12 protein-coding genes are annotated in these 15623 nt (G+C 66.5%); 8 read left to right on the top strand and 4 right to left on the bottom strand.

Features of this window, described 5'->3' with window-relative positions:
* Positions 1-2: 2 nt before the first annotated feature.
* The 4 genes from ACFWU5_RS01540 (at position 3) to ACFWU5_RS01525 (ending at position 6418) form a co-directional block, all read left to right on the top strand.
* Positions 3-1040 carry a PHP domain-containing protein gene (locus ACFWU5_RS01540; protein ID WP_379240663.1) on the top strand — a complete coding sequence of 346 codons (1038 nt, stop codon included), beginning with the start codon at positions 3-5 and terminating at the stop codon, positions 1038-1040.
* Positions 1041-1249: 209 nt separating this feature from the next.
* Positions 1250-2686, top strand: coding sequence for a substrate-binding domain-containing protein (locus ACFWU5_RS01535; protein ID WP_379240664.1), 1437 nt, complete (start codon positions 1250-1252; stop codon positions 2684-2686).
* Positions 2687-3107: 421 nt separating this feature from the next.
* The gene (locus ACFWU5_RS01530) at positions 3108-4277 is read left to right on the top strand and encodes a glycosyltransferase family 4 protein (protein WP_379240977.1); all 1170 of its coding nucleotides are present in this window, start codon (positions 3108-3110) and stop codon (positions 4275-4277) included.
* Positions 4274-6418, top strand: coding sequence for a glycogen debranching N-terminal domain-containing protein (locus ACFWU5_RS01525; RefSeq protein WP_379240665.1), 2145 nt, complete (start codon positions 4274-4276; stop codon positions 6416-6418). Before ACFWU5_RS01530 ends, ACFWU5_RS01525 begins: the two co-directional genes overlap by 4 nt.
* A gap of 54 nt (positions 6419-6472) precedes the next feature.
* Here ACFWU5_RS01525 and ACFWU5_RS01520 read toward each other — a convergent pair whose 3' ends face one another.
* The 4 genes from ACFWU5_RS01520 to ACFWU5_RS01505 form a co-directional block, all read right to left on the bottom strand.
* Complete coding sequence (locus ACFWU5_RS01520) at positions 6473-7336, bottom strand: potassium-transporting ATPase subunit C (protein WP_379240666.1); 864 nt, start codon at positions 7334-7336, stop codon at positions 6473-6475.
* 1 nt (position 7337) lies between these two features.
* Positions 7338-9452 carry a potassium-transporting ATPase subunit KdpB gene (gene kdpB / locus ACFWU5_RS01515; RefSeq protein WP_379240667.1) on the bottom strand — a complete coding sequence of 705 codons (2115 nt, stop codon included), beginning with the start codon at positions 9450-9452 and terminating at the stop codon, positions 7338-7340.
* 1 nt (position 9453) lies between these two features.
* Positions 9454-11124: a potassium-transporting ATPase subunit KdpA gene (gene kdpA, locus ACFWU5_RS01510; RefSeq protein ID WP_379240668.1), complete on the bottom strand. Its 1671-nt coding sequence runs from the start codon at positions 11122-11124 to the stop codon at positions 9454-9456.
* Positions 11125-11207: 83 nt separating this feature from the next.
* Positions 11208-11336, bottom strand: a complete 129-nt coding sequence (locus ACFWU5_RS01505) for a hypothetical protein (protein ID WP_379240669.1) — start codon at positions 11334-11336, stop codon at positions 11208-11210.
* Positions 11337-11436: 100 nt separating this feature from the next.
* Between ACFWU5_RS01505 and ACFWU5_RS01500 the strand changes: the two genes are divergently transcribed.
* The 4 genes from ACFWU5_RS01500 to ACFWU5_RS01485 all read left to right on the top strand — a co-directional run bounded on the left by ACFWU5_RS01500 (position 11437) and on the right by ACFWU5_RS01485 (position 15607).
* Complete coding sequence (locus tag ACFWU5_RS01500; RefSeq protein ID WP_379240670.1) at positions 11437-13959, top strand: ATP-binding protein; 2523 nt, start codon at positions 11437-11439, stop codon at positions 13957-13959.
* Between the two features lie 4 nt (positions 13960-13963).
* Positions 13964-14746 (top strand): response regulator, encoded by a 783-nt coding sequence (locus ACFWU5_RS01495; protein WP_379240671.1) that lies wholly within the window; start codon positions 13964-13966, stop codon positions 14744-14746.
* A gap of 91 nt (positions 14747-14837) precedes the next feature.
* A complete protein-coding gene (locus ACFWU5_RS01490; protein ID WP_379265766.1) occupies positions 14838-15275 on the top strand; it encodes an OsmC family protein in 438 nt (145 codons plus the stop codon).
* On the top strand, positions 15272-15607 hold the full coding sequence (locus ACFWU5_RS01485; protein WP_379265765.1) for an acylphosphatase: 336 nt from the start codon (positions 15272-15274) through the stop codon (positions 15605-15607). Before ACFWU5_RS01490 ends, ACFWU5_RS01485 begins: the two co-directional genes overlap by 4 nt.
* Positions 15608-15623 lie beyond the last annotated feature (16 nt).

Genomic DNA, 15623 nt, shown 5'->3' with positions numbered 1-15623 from the left:
CGATGACGTCGGCGGCGAGTCCTGGTCCGGTGGCGGCGCTTCGTGAGGTCGGGTTCTGGCTCGAGCGCAGTCGCGCGGAAACGCACCGGGTGAAGGCTTACCGGCGGGCCGCCGATGTTGTCGCCGGGTTGTCGTCGGACGAATTCGATACTCGCGCAAGCGAACACAGTTGGCGTGAGCTGGCCGGGATCGGGCCCAAGACGGCCGCCATCATCGAACAAGCCTGTGCCGGTGAGGTTCCCGACTATCTGGTCGAGCTGCGCAAGGACGCGAAGCCGATCGCACCGGCGGGTGATGAGTTGCGCGGACTGCTGCGCGGTGACCTGCACACGCATTCGGACTGGTCCGATGGTGGAAGTCCGATCGCCGAGATGATGGGCGTAGCGGCGGCTTTGGGTCACGAATACTGTGCTCTCACAGATCATTCGCCGCGCCTCAAGGTAGCCAACGGCCTGTCCGCCGACCGGCTGCTGCGCCAACTCGACGTGATCGCCGAACTCAACGAGCAGATGGCACCGTTTCGCATCCTCACCGGCATCGAGGTCGACATCCTCGACGACGGCGCCCTCGATCAACAGGCGGACCTGCTCGAACGCCTGGATGTCGTTGTCGCCAGCGTGCATTCACACCTGCGCGCCGACAGTGTCACCATGACCAAACGCATGGTCTACGCCGTAGCCAACCCCAACGTCGACATCCTCGGCCACTGCACCGGCCGCCTGGTCGAAGGATCCCGCGGCACCCGCCCCGAGTCCTCCTTCGACGCCGAACTGGTCTTCGAAGCCTGCCGCCGCTACGGCACCGCCGTCGAGATCAACAGCCGCCCCGAACGCCGCGACCCACCCGGCCGGCTGATCGAATTGGCCGTCGAGATGGACTGCTTCTTCTCCATCGACACCGACGCGCACGCGCCGGGCCAATTGGCTTGGCAGGGTTACGGATGTGAACGGGCGTTGGCACATGGAGTCACGGCCGAGAAGGTGATCGACACCTGGCCGGTCGACGAGCTGCTCGCCTGGTGTCAGGAATCCACTGGGTGAAGTCTTGCCCAACACTTGATTTCGCGCCGTGGATGGGCAATTCGCGCCTGGTACAAACAACTCGCTGTGTTGGGGAGTGAGCGGGGGACTTTGTGAGTGACTTTCCGATCGAGATTGTACTGTCGGCACTCGGTGTAGTGGTGGCCGTCGCAGCGTACTTGCGCCAGTATGTATTCATCGGCCGTAAACTCATCGGCTACCGAGTGCAGATGGACACTCGAGTAACCGGCCAGGTTCAGTTCCCCGAGGTAGGTGACGGGTCGCCGGACTCGGATGTTACCGGCGCTCTCCGCAACCTGCAGACCCCGTCGCCCCAGGGCGGATCGACGTTGGAGTTGCGCAGGCTGTCGCTGGTCCTGGTCAGAATCGAGAACGCTGGCTCGGCGCCTATCACCAAGGAAGATTACACCCTCAACGACGAGCAAAGGCCTAAAGTCGGCCTGCACCTTCGGTTTCCGGGACGGAAGGTAATCGCCGTAGCGGTAACCGACTTGACGGGAATTCCGGATGAGAACCTGGGGCCATCATCGGGTATCGCGCGTCGCGTCGAGGGTGAGGGCGCAGGTTTGGTCGGCGTCATCGACCTGCCGAAAGTGCGGATGGACCGCAAAGACCACTACAAGGTGCTCGCTGTCCTGAACAAGTTGGGCAACGCCGAGGAAACCGCGCCGCCGACGCTGTCCGGCCTGCGCGGTGGAACGGCTGAGTCCACGCGTAGCGACTCGCGGCCGCCGCGGATTCTGGTGGGCTTGAGCATCTTTCTGTTGGCATTGGTGCTGGTTCAGTTGGGGATCAGCCTGTGGCGGACCGCGCCGCTGCCGAACTACTGCGCCAGCGGCAACGTGAAACTGGTCGGCTCGACGGCGATGGCGCCGCTGGTCCGCACAGCAGCCCGCTCCTTCGAGAGCAACTGCCCCGGAGCGACATTCGCGCTCGACTTCACGGGGACGACCGACGGTCTCGAGGATCTGAATGAGCCCGCGTTGGCGCCGAACATCGTGGCGATCGGTGAAGGGCCCAAACGTCATACCTTCCCTGACTTGTCCGGCAACGCGTTCGCGGTGGCGCCGTTCTCGGTGGTAGTGCACCCCGATCTCGGTGTCACTGACCTGACCACCGACCAGGTTCAGCGACTGTTCCGCGGCCAGATCAGCAACTGGCGGGAGATCGGTGGCCGGGATCTGCCGGTGATGGTGGTGGACAGGGAATACGGATCGGGATCCAGATTTGCGCTCGAACACCGTTTGCTGGACTGGGATCGGCCGCTGTACAGGCCTGAACCCTGTGCGGGACGGCAACAACTGGTTCATTGCGAAGTGGGGACGTCCACCGCGATGGCAGACGTCGTCGCCAGAAACCCCGGCGCCGTCGGCTATCTCGAATCCTCGACGGTGCGCGACGCCCCGATCAAGTCGGTGAAGATCAACGGCGTCGAGGCGAACCGGGACACCGTGCGCGCCAAGACGTACCCGTTCTACTCGGCCGAGTTCGCCTTCCACGACTATCCCGGCGGTCAGATTCCGGCGGACTCGCTGGCGGCGAAGTTCATCGACTACCTCACGCACGGGCAGGGCAGGCTCGTGGTCGCGGAGTTCGGCGGCATCGCCTGCGTGGATTGGGAGATTCGGGCGGACTGCGCACCGTGACCGTAGATCGCCGGCGATTCGCTGGTTTCCCCGGTTTCGCGACCGGCAAACGCGCTGTAAGGCCAGGCTCACCATCGTCGGCCTTCGCAAGATTCACCGCGTTGACCATGGTGATCTTGAAGTCTGTACGCCGTAGACCGCCGCTGACCGCGTAATCACGTGCAGTGGTAGGGAATCGATATCCAACATTTCCAGCAACACGCTGGTTTACTCCGCGGTAGCGGGGTACCTTCCAGACGGCCCCTCTGTTCAGACGGGCACCCGAAACGGTGCGCATCGCGTCTGGCCAGGCCAACCATGCCCCATGGACGGCGGTGAAGCTCTCGTCTCCACCTCCGCCGAGGACGGCCATCTCTTGTTCGCGCAAGTGTTGCGAGGTTGTGTCCCTGGAAGGAAGGTCATGAGTGCAGACACGTCGGCAATGACGCCGAACGGTTTGTCCGCGTCCGATCTCTATTCGATCAATCCCCCCGGTGGTCCGCTGCGGATCGCCATGGTCGTTCCACCGTATTTCGATGTTCCCCCCAAGGCCTACGGCGGTGTCGAGGCCGTGGTCGCCGATCTGGTCGATTCCCTGTGTGAGCGTGGGCATCACGTCACCCTGTTCGGTGCGGGCGACGACGGGACCCAGGCGAATTTCGTGCCGCTGTGGGACCGCATCCAGCCCGAGCGTCTGGGTGATCCGTTCCCCGAGATCGTGCACGCGCTGCGGGTGCGCCGCGCCATCGAGCGGTTGGCCGATACCGAAGGCATCGACCTGGTCCACGACCACACCTTCGCGGGCCCGCTGAACGCGCCGGCCTACGCCAACCTCGGCTTGCCGACGGTGGTCACGGTGCACGGTCCGGTGCAGGACGACTGCTACCGGTACTACAAGGAACTGGGCGAGGAATGCTCGCTCGTGGCGATCAGCGACCGGCAGCGCGCCCTGGCGCCGGACCTGCCGTGGGCGGGACGCGTGCACAACGCGTTGCGTCCCGATCAGTGGCCGTTCCAGCCGGTGAAGCAGGACTACGCGCTGTTCCTGGGTCGTTTCAGCGACGACAAGGGTCCGCACCTGGCCCTGGACGCCGCGCACGCCGCGGGGATGCCGTTGATCCTGGCGGGCAAGTGCAGTGAGCCGCCGGAGAAGGCCTACTTCGAGGAATTCGTGCGCCCGCGCATGACCGACCAGGATCAGATGTTCGGCCTGGCCGACGCCGCCGCCAAGCGTAAACTGCTGTCCGGGGCGAAGTGTCTGCTGTTCCCCATTCGATGGGAGGAGCCGTTCGGCATGGTGATGATCGAGGCGATGATCTGCGGAACGCCGGTGGTCGCGTTGCGCGGCGGTGCGGTCAGCGAAGTGGTGGTCGACGGGGTCACCGGCCGGATCTGTGACGATCCGTCCGAACTGCCCGCCGCCATCGCCGAAGTGCAGACCTACGACCCGGCGGTGTGCCGCAAGCACGTGGTCGACAACTTCGGCGCCGACACACTGGGCCGCGGGTACGAACAGGTGTACCGGGAACTGCTCGCGCGCACCACGATCGGCTACGACACCGCGTACGCGATGCCGATGCCCGTCGGGGTGGCGGGCGCCGGGCGCGCATGAGCGCCGACAGCGTCTCGGCACCGAGCCCGCTGAACGCGGGGGAACCCGCGGGGCTCGGTGGCGGTGGCGGCAACATCACACTGGTCGAAGGCGGCACGTTCTGCCTCTCCGACCGGCTGGGCGATATCGAGCCGGGCAAGCCGCAGGGCCTGTTCTTCCGTGACGCCAGGGTGATTTCGCGCTGGGAGCTGATGATCGACGGCAAACGGCCCGAGCCGCTGTCAGTGCTGAGTCCGGAGGCCTTCGCGGCACGGTTCGTGCTGCGCAGGCCCCCGGGCCAGGGTCGCGCCGACAGCACCCTGCTCGTGGTGCGTGATCGACTGGTCGCCGAGGGCATGGTCGAAGTGGTCACCCTCGAGAACATGAGCCGCGAGGCGACGGCGGTGGTGCTGGAACTGCACGTCGACGCCGATTTCGTCGACCTGTTCGCGGTCAAGGAAGGCCGCACGCACGGGCGTCGGGCGGAGATGACCACCGCCGACGGCGAACTGCTGCTGCACGACCGCGCGGATCTGTCGCGTGGCCTGGCGCTCACCTCGACCGTGGAGCCGATGGTGTTGCCGGGCACCATGATCTGGCGGGTTGTTGTCCCCGCGGGCGGACGCTGGCAGACCGAGATCACCGCCCAACCGGCAGGCGCCGCGGCCCGACCGCAGACACAGGGTTCGGTGGGCGAGCGGTACCGGGCCAGCGAGCCGGTGCGCAAGATCCAGGCCTGGCGGGCCACCGCCACCGATATCTCCGCGGATTCGGGGCTGCTCAACCAGATCTTGCGTCGCAGCGAAAGCGATCTGGGTGCTCTGCAGATCCACACCGACTCCGGCACCAACCGGCCGTTCGTCGCCGCCGGTGCGCCGTGGTTCATGACGCTGTTCGGTCGCGACTCACTGCTCACCGCCTGGATGTCGCTGCCGCTGGAAACCGATCTGGCACTGGGCACTTTGCAGCAGCTGGCCGAATTGCAGGGCCAGACGATCGACCCCCTCGTCGAGGAGGAACCGGGTCGGATCATGCACGAGATGCGGCGCGGGCCCTCGGTCGGGCAGGTGCTGGGCGGTCAGATCTATTACGGAACCGTCGACGCCACACCGCTTTTCGTGATGTTACTCGCGGAATGTCTTCGCTGGGGCGCGGATCCGGCCTCGATCGCGACCCTGCTACCCGCGGCCGATGCGGCGATCAGCTGGATCACCGACTTCGGTGACCGCGACGACGACGGTTTCGTCGAATACGTGCGCGCCACCGACCGCGGCCTGATCAATCAGGGGTGGAAGGACAGTTTCGACGGAATCAACGACGCCGCAGGACATATCGCCGAGGCGCCGATCGCGCTGGCCGAGGTGCAGGGGTACGTGTACGCGGCCTTCCGGGCGCGTGCGGAACTGGCCGACCAGTTCGACGATCCCGAACTTGCCGTGCGAATGCGGGAGCGGGCCGACGAACTGCGGACCAAGTTCGCCGAGCAGTTCTGGCTACCGCATTACGGGTGGTACGCGGTGGCCTTGGACGGGCGCAAACGGCAGGTCGACGCGCTGACCAGCAATGCCGCGCACTGCCTGTGGTCGGGGATCGCCAGCAACGAACACGCCGAGATCCTGATCCGGAATCTGTCACGCGCAGAGATGGATTCGGGGTTCGGGCTGCGGACATTGGCTTCGGATATGGGCGCCTACAACCCGATGAGTTACCACAGCGGGTCGGTGTGGCCGCACGACACGGCCATCGCGGTCGCCGGGTTGATGCGGTATCAGCATGTGCCGGGCGCGGTGGAACTGGCGACGAAGTTGTCGGGTGGATTGCTCGATGCCGCAGCGGCTTTCGACGGTCGACTGCCCGAGTTGTTCTGCGGGTTCCCGCGGTCGCGATTCGCCGCACCCGTGCCGTATCCGACCTCGTGTTCGCCGCAGGCGTGGGCGAGCGCGGCACCGTTGCTGCTGGTTCGGTCGTTCCTCGGACTCGATCCCGATGTGCCCGCCAAGACGTTGACCTTGCGGCCGCAGGTGCCCCCGGCGTGGGGGTGCGTGCGGATGTCGGAGTTCCGGCTCGGTGAAGGGGTGACGGTGGATCTCGAGGTGTGTGGGTCCGCGGTGACCGTGACCGGTCTGCCCGAAGGTTGGGCATTGATCACCGACGAGGAGTAGTTCGCAGAGCGTGAAGGGGCCGGATCCATTGTGGGTCCGGCCCCTTCACTGTGTTCAGCCTTTGAACGGGTAGCGGGCGTCGAGGTCGAGGTTGAGTTCGACGACGTTCACTCGGGGTTCGCCGAGGAAACCGAGGGTGCGGCCGTCGGTGTGGGCGGCGACGAGGTCGCGGACCTGCGTGGCGGTGATGCCGCGGGCCTTCGCCACCCGGTCGACCTGGATGGCCGCGTATTCGGGGGAGATGTGCGGGTCGAGGCCGCTGCCACTGGCGGTGACGGCATCGGCGGGAACCGTGGGGGAGGCGTCACCGAGGATCGGGATGATCCGGCCGATCGAGTAGTCCTCGCCTTCGCGCGCGCACTCGACAGCGACGCCACGGAAGGTCTTCAAGAACGGTTGCGTCGGGCACAGTTCGTTGACGCTGACCACCCGCGTGGGTGCCGATACGTCCCCGTTCGCATCACGCGGTCCGATCACCGAGAGCACCGCGCCCACACCATTTTTCGTGCAGAACTGGCGGGCACCGTCGACCCCCTCGCGGTCGCCGATCTCCCTACTGCGCGTGCAGACCGCGGTGAGCAGGCTGGTGCGATCAGCGGTGTCGACGATGTCTTCCGGGCCGAGATTGCTTGCGCCAGTGGACATCGGGTCGTAGCCGTCGCCCGCTGCTGAGGGACGGATCTGGAAGTACTGCACCATCGCCTTGCCGTCGATATCGGTGAACGATTGCCCGATCAGGCTGGAGCCCACCAGTTTTCCGTCCCGCTCGATCAGCGAGCCGTTCGCGTTCTCGTTGAGCCCGGGCAGTTGCGCGACGGCGAAAACCGCGACGGGGTAGAGGATTCCGGTGATCACGGTCAGCACGAGCAGCGCACGCAACGCGGCCAGGTGCTGGCGGATCCAGGTCGACATGCGCATTTCAGGCCATCCCGGGCAGGTGTTGGACAACGAGGTCGATGAGTTTGATGCCGACGAACGGGGCGATGATCGCGCCCAGGCCGTACACGGTCAGGTTGCGGCTCAACAGTGCCGACGCACTGCCGGGCCGATACCCGACACCGCGCAGGGCCAGCGGGATCAGCGCCACGATGATGATCGCGTTGAAGATGACCGCCGACAGGATCGCCGACTGCGGGCTGGCCAACCGCATGATGTTGAGCGCGTCCAAGCCGGGGAACAGGGCCACGAACAGCGCGGGAATGATCGCGAAGTACTTGGCGATGTCGTTGGCGATGGAGAACGTGGTCAGGGCGCCGCGGGTGATCAGCAACTGCTTGCCGATCTCCACGATCTCGATCAGCTTGGTCGGGTCCGAGTCCAGGTCGACCATGTTGCCCGCCTCTTTGGCCGCGGAGGTGCCGGTGTTCATGGCCACGCCTACGTCGGCCTGGGCCAGCGCGGGGGCGTCGTTGGTGCCGTCACCGGTCATCGCGACCAGGCGGCCGCCTGCCTGTTCGGCTTTGATCAGGGCGAGCTTGTCCTCGGGTGTGGCTTCGGCGAGGAAGTCGTCCACGCCTGCTTCCTCGGCGATGGCCTTGGCGGTGAGGGGGTTGTCGCCGGTGATCATCACCGTGCGAATGCCCATGCGGCGCATCTCGTCGAAACGTTCCCGCATCCCCTGCTTCACAACGTCTTTGAGGTGGATGACACCGAGCAGGCGCGGTGTTCCGTCGCGGAGTTCGCCGACCATCAGCGGGGTGCCCCCGGAGGCAGAGATGCCGTCGACGATCGCCGCGGCGTCCGCGGGAACCGAACCGCCTTGGGCGCGAACCCATTCGGTGACGGCACCGGCCGCACCCTTGCGCAACTGGTGACCGTCGGCGAGGTCGACACCCGACATGCGGGTCTGCGCGGTGAACTCCACCCAGGTGGCACCGGGCAGTTCGCCCGCGCTGCGTTCGCGCTTGTCGAACACCTCCTTGGCGAAGACCACGATCGATCGACCCTCGGGGGTCTCGTCGGCCAGGCTCGACAGCTGGGCCGCATCGGCGAGTTCGTCATCGAGAATGCCTGGCACCGGGATGAATTCGGCTGCCTGCCGGTTGCCGAGGGTGATGGTGCCGGTCTTGTCCAGCAGCAGCGTGTTCACATCACCCGCGGCTTCCACCGCGCGACCCGACATGGCCAGGACGTTGCGTTGCACGAGGCGGTCCATGCCGGCGATGCCGATGGCCGAGAGCAGAGCGCCGATGGTGGTGGGGATCAGGCACACCAGCAGCGAGACCATCACGATGCCGGTGATGCCGTGCGCGTCCAACGCCGCGGTGTCGGGCACGCCGGGGTTGTTCGCCTTCGCGAAGATCGCCAGGGGCTGCAACGTGGCCACCGCGAACACGAAGATGATCGTCAGTGCGGCCAGGAGGATGTTGAGCGCGATCTCGTTGGGTGTTTTCTGCCTGCTCGCGCCTTCGACCAGCGCGATCATCTTGTCGATGAAGCTGGCGCCGGGTTCCTGGGTGATCTCGACGACGATCCGGTCCGACAAGACCGTGGTCCCGCCGGTGACCGCGCAACGGTCGCCACCGGATTCCCGGATCACCGGCGCGGATTCGCCGGTGATGGCCGATTCGTCCACGGACGCAATGCCTTCGACGACATCGCCGTCACCGGGGATGACCTGACCCGCTTCGACGATGACGAAGTCACCGCGACGCAGAGCGGTCGCCGGGACGGGTTCCTCGATGAGGTGAGCGCCGGGTGCCCAGTCGGTCAGGCGACGAGCGATGGTGTCGGTCTTGGCTTTTCGCAGCGAGTCCGCTTGCGCCTTGCCTCGACCCTCGGCGACGGCCTCGGCCAGATTCGCGAAAACGACAGTCAGCCACAGCCATACGACGATCGACCAAGCAAAGAAGCTCGGATCGGCGACGGCCAGCACGGTCGCCCAGACGGCACCGATCTCGACGATCAGCATCACCGGGTTCTTCCACAGCGTGCGGGGATCGAGCTTGCGCACGGCATCGGGCAAGGAGGTGAGCAGCAACTTCGGGTCGAGGACGCGCCGCGACTGGGTGGATTCGAGTGTGGGAGCGGTCATTTCAGTGAATTCCTTCGGCGAGCGGCCCGAGCGCGAGGGCGGGCAGGAAGGTGAGCGCGACCAGGATCACCGTCACGCCGACGACCATGCCGACGAACTGGGGACGGTGTGTGGGCAGTGTGCCGATCGAGGCGGGAGTGCTGCCCTGCTTGGCCAACGTTCCGGCCAGCGCCAGCACGACGATGATCGGTACGAACCGGCCCAACAGCATCGCCAGACCCAGTGCGGTGTTGTACCACTCGGTGTTGCCGGACAGACCCGCGAAAGCCGAGCCGTTGTTGTTCGCGGCGGAAGTGAACGCGTACAACACTTCTGACATGCCGTGCGGTCCGCTGTTGAGCATGCTCGCTCGTTCGCCGGGCAGCGACATCGCCAGCGCGGTGCCGATCAACACGATCAGCGGACTGACCAGGAAATACGTTGCCGCCAGCTTGATTTCGCGCGGCGTGATCTTCTTGCCCAGGTATTCGGGCGTGCGTCCGACCATCAGGCCCGCGATGAACACCGTGATCACGGCCAGGATCAACATGCCGTACAGGCCCGAGCCGACACCGCCGGGCGCCACTTCGCCCAGCTGCATGTTGAACATCGTCATCATGCCGCCGAGGCTGGTGTAGGAATCGTGGAACGAGTTCACCGCACCGGTCGAGGTGAGAGTGGTCGCGCCGGCGAACGTGGCCGAATCAGCAACGCCGAAGCGGGTTTCCACGCCCTCCATCGAGGCGCCGATCGCGGTCGGGACCGTGCCGTGGTGTTGCAGCTGAAACAGGTTGGTCAGCGAAATGCTGACCAACGCGATGGTGCCCATCACCGCCACGATCGCGTACCCCTGCTTCACCGAACCGACCATCCGGCCGAACGTGCGCGGCAGCGAGAACGCGATCACCAGCAGCAGGAAGATCTCCAGAAAGTTGGTCCAGGTCGAGGCGTTCTCGAAGGGGTGCGCGGAGTTGGCGTTGTAGAAACCGCCACCGTTGGTCCCCAACTCCTTGATGGCCTCTTGGCTGGCGACCGGGCCACCGGGAAGCGTCTGCTGCGCGCCGCCGACCGTCTGCGCGACCTGATCGTGCAGGTGGAAGTTCTGGATGACGCCGCCCGCGATGAGCGCGATCGCGAACACGAACGCGATCGGCAGCAGGATCCGCACCGTGCCGCGCACCAGATCGACCCAGAAATTGCCCAGGTCACCGGTGTGACGCCGCGCGAACCCGCGCACCAGCGCCACCGCCACCGCCATCCCGACCGCCGCGGACACGAAGTTCTGCACCGCCAACCCGGCCATCTGCACCAGGTGACCCTGGGTGGACTCGCCGGAATAGTTCTGCCAGTTCGTATTGGTGACGAAACTGACCGCGGTATTCCACGCCAGCGCCGGGGTCATCTCCGTGTCCGGATCCTGCAGGTGCAGCGGCAGCGAACCCTGCACGAGCTGGAAGAAGAACAGGAACAGCACACTGACCGCTCCGAAGGACAGCACGCTGCGCGCGTACACCGGCCAGGTCTGCTCGACCTCGGGGTGCGCGCCGATGACGCGGTAGATCAACCGTTCCACGCGAGAGTGCTTGTCGCCGTTGTACACCCGGAACATGTAGTCGCCCAGCGGCACATGCACCAGGGCCAACGCGAGAACCAGGGCCGCCACGAACACGACCCCCGCCGTAGTCGTCGTCACCTAGAACCTCTCCGGGAACAGCAGCGCCGCGACCATGAACACCGCGACCACAACGGCCAGCACCAGCCCGACCAGATTCGCGATCACAGCTTCTCCACCCCACGCTGGATCAGGCCCAGCAGGGCGAAGATCGCCACGGTCAGCACCGTGAACACCACGACAGACATTTCCGACCTCCTCGCACCCCACCGTGGGGCGCACCGAGCAGTCAAAGCCGTCGGATGGGTGCTCGACCGTTTCCTAACGGATTCTTTGCGGTCCGCGGCCCCGCCTTTGCGGATTGTTGACGGGTCGACCAGCGATGATGGGGTGGTGAAACGCGGGCGACTACGCATCTACCTCGGCGCGGCGCCCGGCGTCGGCAAGACCTACGCCATGCTCGGCGAGGCCCACCGACGACTCGAACGCGGGCGCGATGTGGTCGCCGCGGTGGTCGAGACGCACGGGCGGGTCAAAACCACGCAACTGTTGGCCGGGATCGAACTGGTGCCGAGGAAGATGGTCGGTTACCGGGGGACCGAACTGCCCGAGCTCGACGTCGACGCGGTGCTGTCGCGACGGCCCGCGGTGGTGTTGGTCGACGAGCTCGCGCACACCAACGCGCCCGGCAGCGTGCACGAAAAGCGTTGGCAGGACGTAGAACAACTCCTGGATGCGGGCATCGATGTCATTTCGACGGTGAATGTGCAGCATCTCGAGAGCCTCAACGATGTGGTCGCGCAGATCACCGGGATCGAGCAGCGCGAAACGGTGCCCGACGCGATCGTGCGCGGGGCCGATCAGGTGGAGTTGGTCGACCTGACACCGGAAGCCTTGCGGCGCAGGCTCTCTCACGGGAACGTGTATGCCGCCGACAAAGTGGATGCCGCGCTGCGCAACTACTTCCGACCCGGAAACCTCACCGCACTAAGGGAACTCGCGCTGCTGTGGTTGGCCGATCAAGTCGATGCGGCGCTGGCGAAATACCGGGCCGATCATCAGATCACCGAGCTGTGGGAGGCGCGCGAACGGGTGGTGGTCGCGGTCACCGGCGGGGCAGAATCGGAAACCGTCGTGCGCAGGGCGGGACGGATCGCGTCCAAGTCCAGTGCCGAACTGGTGGTGGTGCACGTCGTACGCGGCGACGGACTAGCTGGTGTGTCCGCGCAGCGGATGGCTCGGCTGCGCGAACTCGCGGCCGGACTCGGCGCCTCGCTGCACACCGTGACCGGCGACGACGTGCCCGGCGCGCTGCTGGAATTCGCGCGCGACGCCAACGCCACACAGTTGGTACTGGGCACGTCGCGACGCTCACGGTGGGCGCGGATGATCGACGAGGGCATCGGCGCGACGGTGGTGCAGCGTTCGGGCAAGATCGACGTCCACATGGTGACCCACGAGCAGGCCAACCAGGGCGTGCGCCGCAATCCGCTGCGGGCGCGTCAGCCGCTGTTCGCCTGGATCGCGGCCATGGTCGTGCCGTTGCTGGTGAGCGCGATCTGCTGGGCGACGCTGGACGGGTACCTGGAACTCGGCGGGCTCAGCGCGTTGTTCTTCGTCGGCGTCGTCGCGGTTGCGCTGCTGGGCGGCATAGTGCCCGCCGCGCTGTCGGCGTTGCTGTCGGGGCTGCTGCTGAACTGGTTCTTCACCACGCCGCGCTACAGCCTCACCATCGCCGAACCCGACAACTTCGTCACCGTGGTGGTGTTGCTGATCGTCGCGGTCGCGGTGGCGGCGCTGGTCGATGTCGCGGCGAAGCGAACCAGGCAGGCGCGCAAGGCATCTCGTGAAGCCGAACTGCTCACCCTGTTCGCCGGGGCGGTACTGCACGGTGCCGACCTGCCGAAACTTCTGGAACAGGTGCGCGAGGCCTACGGTCAGCGGGCGGTGAGCATGGTGTGCGGCGATGTCGTGGTCGCCGACGTCGGCACGGATCCACCGTCACGTCGCGGCGATGCCGAGACCGTCATCGAAGCGGGCGACTCGACCAGCGTGCTGTTGCTGGCCGGACACCCACTCGATCCGGGGGAGCGGCCGGTGCTCAACGCCGTCGCCAATCAGGCCGCGGGACTTGTTCGGCAGGAACGACTCAGCGAAGAAGCCAGTGCCGCAGCGGCTTTGCTCGAAGCGGACCGGTTGCGGCGGGCTCTGCTCTCGGCTGTCAGTCACGACCTGCGCACGCCGTTGGCCGGGGCCAAGGCCGCGGTGTCGAGTCTGCGTAGCGACGATATCGAGTTCTCCGCCGAGGACACCGCCGAGTTGCTCGAGGCGATCGAGGAATCCGTCGACCAATTGACCGCGCTGGTGGGCAATCTGCTCGATTCGTCGCGACTGGCAGTCGGCGTGGTGAGCCCGCAGTTGGGGCAGGTGTACATGGATGAAGCAGTGCACCGAGCGCTGGTCAGCGTCGGGATGGGGGCGCGTGGGTTGCGGCGCGCGGCGATGGATCGGGTGAAGGTGGACGTCGGCGAGGTTTCCGTGCTCGCCGACAGCGGGCTGCTCGAACGCGTGCTGGCGAACCTCCTGGACAACGCTCTGCACCATTCCGGTCGCGAAACGCCCGTGCGCGTCACCGCCGAACACGACGGCGACCGGGTGTCGATCGCGGTCGTCGACACCGGGCGCGGCGTACCGTCGGGCACCGAAGAGGACCTGTTCGAGCCGTTCCAGCGACTGGGCGACCGCGACAACACCACCGGCGTCGGCCTCGGCCTGTCGGTCGTGCGTGGTTTCGTGGAGGCGATGGGCGGCACCGTCCACGCCGAACCCACCCCCGGCGGCGGGCTGACCATGCTCGTGGACCTCCCGTCCGGCCCACCCGCCACCGCGTCACCTGTCGACCCCCGAGGAAAGTGAGCACATGGGTAACTCATCGGGGACGGGCGACGTCGGCGCCGCGCCCGACCGTCGGGCGGCGGCGGCGCGCGCCGACATCGCTGAGCCCGGCGCGAAGACGCGGGCAGGCGCGACCGTGCTGGTTGTCGACGACGAACCGCAGATCGTGCGGGCGTTGCGGATCAACCTGACCGTGCGCGGGTACGAGGTGATCACCGCCGGTAACGGTGCCGCCGCGTTGCGGGCCGCCGCCGAAAAGCACCCCGACGTGGTGATCCTCGATCTCGGCCTGCCCGACATGGACGGCATCGAAGTGCTTGCGGGACTGCGCGGTTGGAGCACCGCACCGGTCATCGTGCTCTCGGCGCGCACCGACTCCGCCGACAAAGTCGAGGCCCTGGACGCGGGCGCCGACGACTACGTGACCAAGCCGTTCGGGATGGACGAGCTGCTGGCCCGGTTGCGGGCAGCGGTGCGGCGTGGGGCGGCCGATGTCGGCAGCGACGATCCGGTGGTGGTGACCGAGGCGTTCACCGTCGACCTCGCTGCGAAGAAGGTCACCAAACACGGTGCGGCCGTGCACCTCACGCCCACCGAGTGGGGCATGCTCGAGATGCTGGTGCGCCATCGCGGAAAACTGGTGGGGCGCAAGGAGTTACTGCGCGAAGTGTGGGGGCCCGCGTACGCCACCGAGACCCACTATCTGCGGGTTTACCTCGCGCAGTTGCGGCGCAAACTCGAGGACGATCCGGCCAATCCGCGGCACCTGCTGACCGAGGCGGGGATGGGGTATCGCTTCCAGGAGTGAGGGTGGGCCGGGTCACGTGGGCGGAATGCCAGGGGTGCCGCAGGTGTTCCCAGGCGTGGATCGTCTTCGAGCGAATGGCAGGATCAGGGCTATGTCTGAGCAGAGTGCACCCAACGCCCCCACCGAACTGTGGGTCGAGCGCACCGGAACCCGTGCGTACACCGGGCGCAGCAACCGCGGCGCCGAGGTGTTGATCGCGTCGCAGGGCGTGCCCGGCGCGTTCACCCCCGGTGAGCTGCTGAAGATCGCGCTGGCCGGGTGCACCGGTCTGAGCTCGGATGTGCCGCTGTCGCGGCGGCTGGGCGACGACTTCGACGCCACCATCCGCGTGTCCGGCGACGCCGACCGCGAGAACGAGCTGTACCCGCAGCTCGACGAGGTCGTCGAACTGGACCTGTCCGAACTCGACGAAGCCGCGCGCGAACGCCTGCTGGTCACCGTGCAGCGCGCCGTGGACAAGGCGTGCACGGTGGGTCGCACGTTGAAGGCGGGTACGAAAGTGACGTTGACCTTCAATATCGACGCATGAGCGAAGAACCGGTTCGACTCAGCGCCTGGGTGCACGGATACGTGCAGGGCGTCGGGTTTCGGTGGTGGACGCGGTCGCGCGCACTGGAACTCGGGCTGGTCGGGTACGCGCGCAACCACCGCGACGGGCGCGTGCACGTGATCGCCGAAGGGTCGCGAACGGCGGGCGAGAAATTGCTGGAACTGCTACGGTCCGGCGAAGCGCTCGACAGTTCGCACGCGGTCGGGCACGCGACACACAGTCTGGCCGGGCCGGCTCCCGGACGCGTGGACTTGGTTGTGGAAAGCTGGGAGCCCGCGCGGGGCGACATGACGGGATTCGAGGAGCGCTAGTGGTGGCAGCGGGGGT

Origin of the sequence: Nocardia sp. NPDC058640, assembly GCF_042716995.1 — a bacterium.
Lineage (GTDB): Bacteria > Actinomycetota > Actinomycetes > Mycobacteriales > Mycobacteriaceae > Nocardia.
Note: the sequence above shows the minus strand (reverse complement) of the source record. Positions and strands in the feature narration are given on the sequence as shown.